This is a genomic window from Gemmata sp., from assembly GCF_051859125.1.
Classification (GTDB): domain Bacteria; phylum Planctomycetota; class Planctomycetia; order Gemmatales; family Gemmataceae; genus Gemmata.
In genome coordinates this window covers 1-8,955 of sequence record NZ_JBHYGG010000131.1, presented here as the reverse complement: position 1 = coordinate 8,955, position 8,955 = coordinate 1, and the positions used below count along the sequence as shown (strand labels likewise).

The window sequence follows — 8,955 nt, the reverse complement described above, 5'->3', positions numbered from 1 at the left end:
CCCCTACAGATCCGCTTGGTTCGTAGGGGCCGCCCTCCGCGGCGGCCCGCCAACCAGTTCCGACTTCAACCAAACAGGTCTGCCGTGACCACGCCCGCCGTTGACCGAGTCGTTCGCAGCGCCCGCCGGCGGTTGGCGGCGCAGCGGTTCGTCGATGCGCTGGTCGCGGGGGCGGTGGTCGCGCTCGCGGTCGGCGTCGCGTGGGCGCTGGTCGAGCCGGGTCGGTGGTGGGTCGCGGCCCCGCTCCTCGGCGCCGCCGCGTTGGTTGCCGCAGTCGTCACCGCACGACGCTACCCGGCCCGGACCGCCGCGGCGCTCGAAGTGGATGCGCGGTTCGCGCTCCACGAGCGCGTCACGGCCGCAGTCGAGGTCGGACCAGGAAGCTCGGATGTGTCGCGGGCGGTCCTCGCCGACGCCGAGACTCACGCGGCCGGCATCCGCGTGGCCGACAAGTTCCCGCTACGCCTCCCGCGGTCGGCCTGGTACGCCGCCGGCTTCGCGGCCGCGCTCGTGGTGCTGGCGTTCGTCTGGCACCCGGTCACCGACACCACACTGTTCACCGACGGCGACAAGAAGCCGGCCGATCTCGCGAAGAAGACGAACGACCCCGCGGTGCCGCCGCCGCTGCCGCTCGCGCAACCGAAGCCGCCCGCCCCTGCAGCCGACAAGCCGAGTTCCGAGAAGGTCGCCGCGATCCGCGCCGAACTCGACCGGCTCGAACGCGAGGCGAAGGCGAAGCAGGCGGCCACGCCGCAGTGGGCCGCCGACGTGACCGCCGCAGAGGACGCCGCACGCGCCACCGAGCGCGAGTCGCTCGACCGCCTCGCCCGCATGGAGGGCCAACTCAAGCAACTCGACGCCCCGGCGGCCAGGGGGGACGAGTTCAAGCAACCCGGCGTGCGCGACGCGGCGAAGGCACTCGCCAAGGGCGATCTCGCCAAGGCCGAACAAGCTCTGAACGAACTCGCGAAGCGGGCCGCGGAGAACCCCGGCGACCCGGAACTGCGCAAGGAGCTGGAGAAGCTCCGCGACGCGGTCCGCCGGGCCGGCGAGAACGCCGCGGCGCGCGAGAAGCTCGAGCAACTCATCGAGCAGGCCAAGAAAGAAGGCCGCGACGCGAGCGGGCTGGAGCAGGAGCTGGAGCGCGCGAAGGCCGAGCAGTCGCAGCCGCTCAAGGATCTCGCCGAGAAGCTCGACGGGGCCGCGAAGCAGTTGGAGAAGGGCGACGGCGCCGAGGCGGCCAGGCAACTCGAAGGCGCGGCCGAGCGGGTCGGCGAGATCGGCAAGGAGGCGCAGGCGGCCGGCGAGGCGCAGGCCCAGGCCGAGCGCGCCGGGAAGCTCCGCACCGACGCGCAAACCGAGGGCGGCGAAGGCGGGCAGGCGGCCGGCCCGCGGCCCGACGGAAAGGGCGGCGACACCGCGAACCGCGACGTCCGCGTGCGGGTGCCGTTCGTCGACCCGAAGGGGCAGAAGACGCCGTCGGGGAGCGGCGACTTCGGCAACGCCTTCACGACGACCGACCCGGCCAGGCTCGCCCCGCAGATCCAGAACGCGGCCCGCTCCGCCCCGGCCGCCGTCGCCGGCCAGCCCCTCACCCCGGCCGACCGCGCCGCCGTCCGCGAGTTCTTCGAGAGGCTGGGAAAGTAGAACTCAGTGGGCTCAAAAGAGAAGCGATGGCACGCGGATGCCGCGGATCAAAGGCAGGATTGAGAGCCGATCGGACAAGATCGCATTTCAAAGAATGATTTCTGTCTGATCCTCTTGATCCTGGGTCCCATCCGCCTCATCCGCGTGCCATTGCTTCCGGCCGTTCCAACCCCGGTCGTTGGTTGCCGTTTCGGGCGCACCGGCAACAATACCCCCATATCGCCTCTCTTCACCGCCCCGGGTTCCCACGATGCCCAACAGCTTCAACAGCGTCTCGATCCTCACCGTCAGCGGCAAGCCGTACACGATCCACAAGCTGTCGGCCGTCGAGAAGGTCCACCCGCAGGCCAAGAAGCTCCCGTTCTCGCTCAAGATCCTGCTCGAAAACCTGCTCCGCAACGAGAACGACCTGAGCGTCAGCAAGGCGCACATCGACGCGCTGGCGCTGTGGGACCCGAAGGCCGAGCCGGTCACCGAGGTCGCGTACACCCCGGCCCGCGTGCTCATGCAGGACTTCACCGGCGTGCCGTGCGTCGTGGACCTCGCCGCAATGCGGGACGCGATGAAGGCGCTCGGCGGCGACCCGTCGCGGATCAACCCGCTCGTCCCGGTCGAACTCGTCATCGACCACTCGGTGCAGGTCGACGAGTACGGCACGGCCGATTCGGAGCGGGACAACGTCCGGCTCGAGTACGCCCGCAACGAGGAGCGGTACACGTTCCTGCGCTGGGGCCAGACGGCGTTCAACAACTTCAAGGTCGTCCCGCCCGGCACCGGCATCTGCCACCAGGTGAACCTGGAGTTCCTCGCAAGGTGCGTGTTCGTGGACCCGAAGGGCCAGGCGTACCCGGACACGCTCGTCGGCACCGACAGCCACACCACGATGATCAACGGCCTCGGCGTGCTGGGCTGGGGCGTGGGCGGGATCGAGGCCGAGGCCGCGATGCTCGGCCAGCCGGTGTCGATGCTCATCCCGCAGGTGATCGGGTTCAAGCTGTCCGGCAAGCTCAAGGAGGGCGCGACCGCGACCGACCTCGTGCTGACGGTCACGCAGATGCTCCGCAAGAAGGGCGTGGTCGGGAAGTTCGTCGAGTTCTACGGGCCGGGGCTGGCGCAGCTCCCGCTCGCGGACCGGGCGACGATCGCGAACATGGCCCCCGAGTACGGCGCGACGTGCGGCATCTTCCCGGTCGACGCCGAGACGCTGCGGTTCCTGACCAACTCCGGGCGGCCCGGGGAGCTGGTGGCGCTGGTCGAGGCGTACTACAAGGAGCAGGGGCTGTTCCACGACGCGAACACCCCCGAGGCCGCGTACACCGACACGCTCGAACTGGACCTCGCGACCGTCGAACCGAGCATGGCCGGCCCGGCCCGCCCGCAGGACCGGGTGCTGCTCAAGGACATGAAGAAGGGGTTCGCCGACGCGCTGCCGAAGCTCAAGGCGGCCGCCAAGCCCAAGGCCGCGCCCGCGGCGCTGCCGATGGCCGCCGCAACGTCCGGCCCGTTCGGCGTCAAGGAGCACCCGCCCGAGCCCGAGGTGGCCCCGGGGTCGCTGTCCGACGGCTCGGTCGTCATCGCCGCGATCACGAGTTGCACCAACACCTCGAACCCGTCGGTCATGGTCGCCGCCGGCATCGTCGCCCAGAAGGCCGCCGCCCGCGGGCTGAGCACCAAGCCGTGGGTGAAGACGAGCCTCGCCCCGGGGTCGCAGGTCGTCACCGACTACCTCACCGACTCGGGGCTGATCGGGCCGCTCAACCAGCTCCGGTTCAACGTCGTCGGGTACGGGTGCACGACGTGCATCGGCAACTCCGGGCCGCTGCCGGCCGCGGTGTCGAAGGAGATCGGCGAGAACGGGCTGGTGGTCTCGGCGGTGCTGTCCGGGAACCGGAACTTCGAGGGCCGCGTTCACCCCGAGGTGCGGGCCAACTACCTCGCGTCGCCGCCGCTGGTCGTCGCCTACGCCCTCGCGGGCCGCGTCGACATCGACTGGGAGACCGAGCCGGTCGGCACCGGGGCCGACGGCCAGCCGGTGTTCCTCCGCGACATCTGGCCGACGCACGAGGAGGTCGAGCAGGTCATCGCCAAGTCGCTCAAGGAGGAGTCGTTCAAGCGGATCTACGGGTCGGTGTACGAGGGCGACGCGAGCTGGAAGGCGCTGCGGGTGCCGACCGGCGACCTGTACGCCTGGGAGGGGAACTCGACGTACATCGCCAACCCGCCGTACTTCCGCGGGATGACGACCGCCCTGCCCCCGGTCCACGAGATCACCGGGGCGCGGGTGCTGGCGCTGCTGGGCGACAGCATCACCACCGACCACATCTCGCCCGCGGGCAACATCAAGAAGGACTCCCCGGCCGGGGCGTACCTGCTGTCGCACGCGGTCGAGCAGAAGGACTTCAACCAGTACGGGGCGCGCCGCGGGCACCACGAGGTGATGATGCGCGGCACGTTCGCCAACGTGCGGCTGAAGAACCTGCTCGTGCCCGGGGTCGAGGGCGGGTTCACCCGGCACCTCCCGGACGGCCCGGTGACGAGCATCTACGAGGCGTCGATGGCGTACCAGAAGGACGGGGTGCCGCTCGTCATCCTCGCGGGCAAGGAGTACGGGTCCGGGTCGAGCCGCGACTGGGCCGCGAAGGGCACGAACCTGCTCGGCGTCAAGGCGGTGATCGCCGAGAGCTACGAGCGGATCCACCGCAGCAACCTCGTCGGCATGGGGGTGCTGCCGCTCCAGTTCCGGCCGGGCGAGTCGGCCGCGAGCCACGGGCTGACCGGCGAGGAGGTGTACGACATCGCCGGGTTGGTGGACGGGCTGAAGAGGAACTTCTCCGGCGCGTCGAAGGAGCTGGACGTGACCGCGAAGCGGGCCGACGGGACCGACGTGGCGTTCAAGGCCGTGTGCCGCATCGACACTCCGCAGGAGGTCCACTACTACCTCAACGGCGGCATCCTGCCGTACGTGCTGCGGCAGCTCCTTGCGGGGAAGTGACGAAGGGGGACATACCGTGACCACGATCCGCGTTCGAGCGAGGGTGGGCGACGACCACCGGGTCGTGCTCACGCTGCCGCCGGAGGTCGCCCCGGGCGACCACGACATCGAGGTGACCGTGCGCGACGACCCGGCCGGCGCGGTGCCGATCGAGGTGCCACTTCCGCCCGACGACCGGCCGCGGCGGCACCCGCAGCGGCCGACGAACCCGGCCCTCGTTCCCGAGTACGAGGCCTTCGAGCGGTTACTCCCGGCGCTGCTCGAACAGCACCCCGGGAAGTACGTCGCCGTGCGGGGCGGCGCGGTGGTCGCGGTCGGCGGCACCGAGATCGACGTGCTCACCGCCGCACACGAGCAGTCGCCGGGCGCCCCGGTCTACACCCGCCTGGTGACCGACCAACCGCAGCCCGTCCCGCGGCTCGGTGCTCTCCATCTCCGGCGGCTGAACTACTCCATTGCCAGTCCGGCGAAGGCGAGTTTGTCGGGGCGGTCGTCCGCGTAGAGCACCACGATCGCCGCGCGGCCGGGCTCCAGTTCGTCCCACAGCGCGAGGTAGTTCGCCCACCAGTCCTTCTCGGTCGGGTGCTCCGTTCCGAACAGCTTCACGAGCTTCTTCACGGCGAGCGGCGCGGCCGCGCGGTCGGCGGGCTTCGCGGCGACGCGCGCGATGTCGAGGATCGAGTTCGTCCCCTCGTCGCCTCCGCGCTTCACGACCTCCTCGATCGACCGCGGCTTCTTCGTGCCGGTGAGCGTGTAGTTCCCCGACGCGAACACGGCGGCGCGCGTCTTCTGGAGGGCCGCTTCGAAGTCGGCGTCGTACGGCACGATGTTGAACCACGGCTCGTCGGCCATGTCCGCCCCCGGTTCGCGGTGTAGTCACTGCGCCGCCGTGATCCCGTCACTTCGCGGGGGCGGTCTCGATTCGCGCGATCGCATAGACGAGGAACTTCGGCACCGCGAACCGCACGCGGCCCTCGCCCGCCATGAACTTCACCTCGACCGGGTCGGGCGCTTCGGGCGACGACACGCGAATGGCGGTCGCCTTCAGCCCCGCCGGCAGCGCGAGGTCGACCGTCACGCCGTCGGCGGCGACCGGCTTCTCGTCGGCGATGCCCGAGCCGGGGTCGCGCGGCTTCTTCGGCTCGGTGCGGTCGTAGTTCACGAAGTGCAGCGTCACCTCGCCGCCGGTCGCCGGCGCGCTCGCCGACACCCGCACCGCCTTCGCGGCCGAAAACACGCTCCGGCCCGCGGGCAACTCGGCCGGCTTCGCGGCGTCGAGCACCGCCCGGTAGCGCTCCCTCACCGCCGGCGTCAGCAGGTCGTCGGGGAGCACGTCGAACAGGACGTGGTCGTCGAGCAGCGACTTGCCGAGCTTCTTGAACGCCTCGACGGCCGCGACGTCGCCGGCGTGAACGCGGGTCCGCGGGAACAGGAGCAGCACCTCACTGTGCGAGCGGTTGCCGCGGTACGCCGCGTCGTTCTTCTCCAGGAAGTTGTAGTAGCGCACGATCTCGGCACGGGCCGCGGGGTCCTTGAAGCGCGTGTAGAACCCCATCGGTGCGCCGCCGTTGGCGGCGAGTTCCGCGATCGCGGCCCGGATGCGGGTGCCCTCGTACTTCCCGAGCGTGAACGGCTTGTCGTCGAACGCGCCGCGGATGTAGCGGGCCTGGAGCGTGCCCTCGCCGTACACCCCGGCCGCGAGGTCGGTGAAGTTCGCCGCGCCACCGGTGCTGTACCACAGGTAGTCCTCGTCGCGGCCCCACAGCGGCGCCGGCAGCAGGCTCCGCTCGTCGCCCGACACCTGGTTGAAGTCGCCGAGGTGGTTCCACTGCGCGACGATCAGCCCCGGCTTCAGCGACCGGCCGTACCTCACGAACACGTCGTCGAACGCCTCCTTCGTGCTGGCCTGCGACCACTTCAGCATCTCGCGGCGCAGCGGGGTCGAGTCCTTCGGGTCGTGCCACCCGACGATCTCGGTGAACGTGTGCCCCTTCACGTCGGCGATGCCGAACCTCTCCTTCACCTGCTCGGGAGTGAAGCCCGTCGCGAGGTGGTCGCGGAACCCCTTCTGGCAGTGCTCGCACACGCAGTTGTGCCGGTAGAAGTAATTCGCGATGTAGCCGTCGACGCCGCGCTCGATGCCGCGCCTGGCCCAGGCCTTCAGCACGGTGCGCCAGTGCGGGTTGTTGAGGCACGCGGTGAACTCGCGCATCTGGCCGATGCTGTACTGCTTCGACGCCATCGGGGTGCCGTCGGCGTTGCGGGCCATCAGGTCGAGCGGGTCCTTCACGGGCTTGGGGCCGAGTTCCTTCTCGTCCCACAGGTCGCGGTAGAACTTGAAGAACCCGCGGGGGCCGTCCTTGCCGTCGGGCTCGCCGACGAGGAACGTGACGTTGAAGTGCCCGACCACCTTCGGCCCGAGCTTGTGGACCGCGGCGTTCCGCTCCTCGAACCACTTCCCGCACTCGGCGATTCCCTGAACGGGGAGGTGCGCCGGGTAGCCCTTGAACTCGGGCGTGTGGGCGAGGCTGTAGAAGTGCCCGCCGTAGAACCCGAGCTGGCACACGTCGGGCCGCGCCTCCCCCACGAACTTCAGGTAGTCCGGGTCGGCGTAGCCGTCCCAGTGGGCGACCAGCCGCGTGAACTCGGTGCGGGCGGTCTTCGGCGGGTCGGCGGGCACGGCCTGGGCCGCGGCGCACGCGAGGAGACAGACGGCGAGGAGGACGCGCATTGGAGCAACCGGAACGAAGAGAGGCCGCACGATAAACGCGGGCGGGACGCGAACAACACGTCGGGACGGAGGCGTGCGGGAGCTGGAACAAGATACCACGGCCGGCGCGCGGGTGCGGCGTGCTTTCCGGGCCGCGGGGGAGTATAGTCTCCGACAGACCCAAGACCTCCGACGGTGCCGGCGCGTCGCCGGCCACCCTGTCGACTCACCCGTGAAGGAGTGTGCGCTATGGCCGACTGGAAGAAGCTCGCGAAGGACCTGATCCTGGCCGACGGCTACATCGAGGAGAAGGAGACCGAGATCATCCGCAAGGAGCTGCTCGCCGACGGCGTCATCAACAAGTCCGAGGCCGAGTTCCTCGTGGACCTGCGGAACAGCGCCCCGCGGGCGGTCGCGAAGTTCCACGCGTTCGTGTTCGAGGTGGTGAAGAAGGCGATCCTCGCCGACGGCGACATCAGCGCGACCGAGGCCGCGTGGCTCCAGAAGTTCATCTTCGCCGACGGCAAGGTGGACGACGCCGAGAAGGCGTTCCTCAAGGACCTCAAGGCGTCGGCCAAGAAGACGTCGCCCGAGTTCGACGCGCTGGTCACCAAGTACGCGTCGTAAAGCAGCCCGGTGAGGTGCCCGGGGTTTCAACCCCGGGCTGTACCCGGTGACCCCTTCGGGGTCCAGCGGCCGTGTGCCCCCAACGGGGTCACCGAGAATAGCCCGGGGTCGAAACCCCGGGCACGCATTGTTCGCCCGCTCGTCATCATCCCGCTCATCTCCGAGGTGTCACCATGCCCCGCATTCTCGGGTTCCTCGTCCTCGTCGCCCTCGTCGGCGGCGGGGCCTATCTGTTCCTGTTCAAGAAGACCGAGACCGAGCGCACGGTCCGCGGGTACAAGAAGGCCGAGACCCCGCAGGCCGCCGCCGACTTCTTCAAGGAGGCGGTCCGCAAGCGCGAGTACGACATGGCTTCGCTGTACTGCACGGAGAAGTACGCGGAGCAGCTCAAGCGGGGCGGCGCCGCGGCCGCCAAGCTCGGTACCGCGATCGACAACCTGACGTACCAGCTCAACGAGCGGAAGCTCGCCCGCGACGAGGTGAAGCTCGCGCTGGCGCTCCTCGACCCGTTCCCGAAGGACGTGCAGGTCACCGTGGGCAAGGAGTCGGGCGACGCCGCCGAGGGCACGCTGGTGTTCTCCGGCCCCGGCTTCAGCGGCGACAACCCGAGCGCCGGCAACTGGAGCCTGAAGCCCGAGATCTTCCTCGCACTCGTGCGGTCGATGAAGATGCCGAGGGCGGGCACGGCCGTCGTCACGATGAAGAAGGACGCGGGCGAGTGGAAGTTCGACTTCGCCGCGGACAACGCCCTCCAGCTCCGCGTCGGGTACCTCAACGACAAGCACATGCACTACGTGAACGCGATGGAGAAGGTGACGCAGGAGGTGAAGAACGACTCGGCCGTGCGCGAGGACGTGACGAACCGCATCAAGACGCTCCTCGAACAGGCCGCCAAGGAGTGACGCGCGCCGCGCGGCGGTCGCGGGCGAACCCTGAGCGCCAGCGAGGGGGTGCGACCACTTGGCGAGCGGGGGGCGTG

The 8,955-nt window shown here is 69.9% G+C and carries 7 protein-coding genes; 5 read left to right on the top strand and 2 right to left on the bottom strand.

Annotated elements, in window-relative coordinates; translation table 11 throughout:
* Positions 1 to 84 precede the first annotated feature (84 nt).
* From ACTIGN_RS13730 to ACTIGN_RS13720, 3 genes are all read left to right on the top strand, one after another.
* Positions 85 to 1,647, top strand: a complete 1,563-nt coding sequence (locus ACTIGN_RS13730; RefSeq protein WP_439624701.1) for a hypothetical protein — start codon at positions 85 to 87, stop codon at positions 1,645 to 1,647.
* A 250-nt stretch (positions 1,648 to 1,897) separates the two neighbouring features.
* Complete coding sequence (acnA, locus tag ACTIGN_RS13725) at positions 1,898 to 4,639, top strand: aconitate hydratase AcnA (protein ID WP_439624699.1); 2,742 nt, start codon at positions 1,898 to 1,900, stop codon at positions 4,637 to 4,639.
* A gap of 16 nt (positions 4,640 to 4,655) precedes the next feature.
* Positions 4,656 to 5,141 carry a DUF5678 domain-containing protein gene (locus ACTIGN_RS13720; protein ID WP_439624697.1) on the top strand — a complete coding sequence of 162 codons (486 nt, stop codon included), beginning with the start codon at positions 4,656 to 4,658 and terminating at the stop codon, positions 5,139 to 5,141.
* Here ACTIGN_RS13720 and ACTIGN_RS13715 read toward each other — a convergent pair.
* Positions 5,087 to 5,491 carry a hypothetical protein gene (locus tag ACTIGN_RS13715; protein ID WP_439624695.1) on the bottom strand — a complete coding sequence of 135 codons (405 nt, stop codon included), beginning with the start codon at positions 5,489 to 5,491 and terminating at the stop codon, positions 5,087 to 5,089. The two genes, ACTIGN_RS13720 and ACTIGN_RS13715, sit on opposite strands and share 55 nt — an antisense overlap.
* A 46-nt stretch (positions 5,492 to 5,537) precedes the next feature.
* The gene (locus ACTIGN_RS13710) at positions 5,538 to 7,370 is read right to left on the bottom strand and encodes a hypothetical protein (protein ID WP_439624693.1); all 1,833 of its coding nucleotides are present in this window, start codon (positions 7,368 to 7,370) and stop codon (positions 5,538 to 5,540) included.
* A 228-nt stretch (positions 7,371 to 7,598) separates the two neighbouring features.
* Here ACTIGN_RS13710 and ACTIGN_RS13705 point away from each other — a divergent pair, with 228 nt between their 5' ends.
* Complete coding sequence (locus ACTIGN_RS13705; protein WP_439624691.1) at positions 7,599 to 7,976, top strand: TerB family tellurite resistance protein; 378 nt, start codon at positions 7,599 to 7,601, stop codon at positions 7,974 to 7,976.
* A gap of 173 nt (positions 7,977 to 8,149) precedes the next feature.
* Positions 8,150 to 8,878, top strand: a complete 729-nt coding sequence (locus tag ACTIGN_RS13700; RefSeq protein ID WP_439624689.1) for a hypothetical protein — start codon at positions 8,150 to 8,152, stop codon at positions 8,876 to 8,878.
* Positions 8,879 to 8,955: the final 77 nt, after the last annotated feature.